1 protein-coding gene and 1 pseudogene are annotated in these 1723 nt (G+C 74.1%); both read left to right on the top strand.

Features of this window, described 5'->3' with window-relative positions; all coding sequences use genetic code 11:
- Window positions 1-249, top strand: a pseudogene (locus FV228_RS28825) (CsbD family protein); the annotation flags it as partial.
- Between the two features lie 137 nt (window positions 250-386).
- Window positions 387-1723, top strand: a 1337-nt coding sequence (locus FV228_RS28830; protein WP_147857599.1) for a TAXI family TRAP transporter solute-binding subunit, incomplete at its 3' end; no start/stop codon positions are given.

Genomic DNA, 1723 nt, shown 5'->3' on the forward strand with positions numbered 1-1723 from the left:
GCCTACGGCCGCGCCCGCGACCGGGCCGAGGATCTCGCCGAGGACGGCCGCGACCTGGCGCATGCCGCCTACGAGCGGGCCGACGGCCTGATCGACGACGGCCGCCACCTCGCCCGCGAAGCCCGCCGCCGCGGGGAAGTCTACGGCCGCCAGGCGGTCCGCTACGCCGACGGCAACCGCACCAGCACGCTGCTCGGCCTCGCAGCCCTGGCCTTCGCGGCCGGCTGGCTCACCCGCCGCGGCCGCTGACGGCGCGCCCGATCCGGACACGTGGGACGCGTCCTTCCGCACCCGTTGGGCGTTCGGAGAGACTCGGCCCCTGACATCGCCCGGCCTCCCCGAGGGGCCGGGCGCCGTCCTGTTGAGGCCCCGGGAGGGCGCGGCCGATGAGGCGGTTCGGAAAGCTTCTCCTGCGCCCGGAGGTCGTCTTCCTGGCGCTCGCCATCGGGCTCGGGCTCGCCGCCGCGGTGGCCTACTGGGCCTCGCGCGCCACGGTGCTGACGGTCGCGGTCGCCCCGAGCGACGGCACCGAGCCGGCGGTGATCCAGGCCTATGCCGACGCCCTTGCGAAGCGGCACAAGGAGATCCGCCTCAAGATCCTGCCCTTCGACGACGTGCGCGACAGCGCCGAGGCGCTCCGCGACGGCCGCGCCGACCTGGCGGTGGTCCGCCCCGACGTCGCGCTGCCGGATAACGGCCTGACCCTCGCCATCCTGCGCGATCAGGCCATGATCATCGCCTCGCCCGAGGCGTCCGGCATCACCAAGTTCCCCGATCTCGACCGCAAGCGCCTCGCGATCCTCGCCCACCGGGATGCCGACGAGACGCTGATCCGGTCGATGCTGGCCCATTACGGCCTGACCCTGGCCGGCCGGGACATCACGGGACCGCCGCCGCCCCGGCAGGTCGCCCTCGTGGAAGTCGGCGAGGCCGACCTCACCAATGCCTTGACCGGCAAGCAGGTCGACGCCGTCGTCTCGGTGATCGCCCCCACGGCCCCGACGGCGCAGCGCATCGTGGAGCGCGTCCAGGCGGCGAGCCGCAGCCGCAAGGTCGCGTTCGTGGACGTGGAGAATGCCGACGCCATCGTGGCCCGGATGCCGCGCCTCCAGATGGTCAGCATGCCGGCCGAGACCTTCGGGGGCAGCCCCAAGGTGCCCGAGGCGGACGTCCACACGGTCGGGGCGTCCTACCGGCTGATGGCGCGCTCCAGCCTGCCCCGCTCCGTGGCGGCGGACGTGACCCAGCACCTGTTCGAGCTGCGCAGCGGCATGGCGAACGTCGCGCCCGCCGCCGACTACGTCCAGGCTCCCGCCTACGAGAGCACGGCCGGGGCCACCAGCGCGCGGCTGCCGATCCATCCGGGCGCGGTCGACTATTTCGAGCGCGAGCAGCAGAGTTTCGTCGAGCGCTACGAGACCTGGATCTACCTCGTCGCGTTCCTGGGCGGCGGCATCGGATCGGCCTTCGCGTGGGTCGGGCAGCGCCTGTCCCGCCTGCGGCGCGAGCGGATCGAGGAGGCGACCGACCGGCTCCTGGCGATCCGGCAGGAGGTCCAGGACACCGAGGGGAGCGGCCGTACCGAGCCCGAGCGCCTCGCCGCTCTGGCCCGCGAGATCGACGACCTCGCCGGCGACATCGCCAAGCACGCCCTGGAGCGGCCGACCGAGGCCAGGACCCTGTCGGCGGCCGCCATCGCGATCGACGCGGCCCGCTCCACGGT

The organism is Methylobacterium sp. WL18 (genome assembly GCF_008040015.1).
Lineage (GTDB): Bacteria > Pseudomonadota > Alphaproteobacteria > Rhizobiales > Beijerinckiaceae > Methylobacterium > Methylobacterium mesophilicum.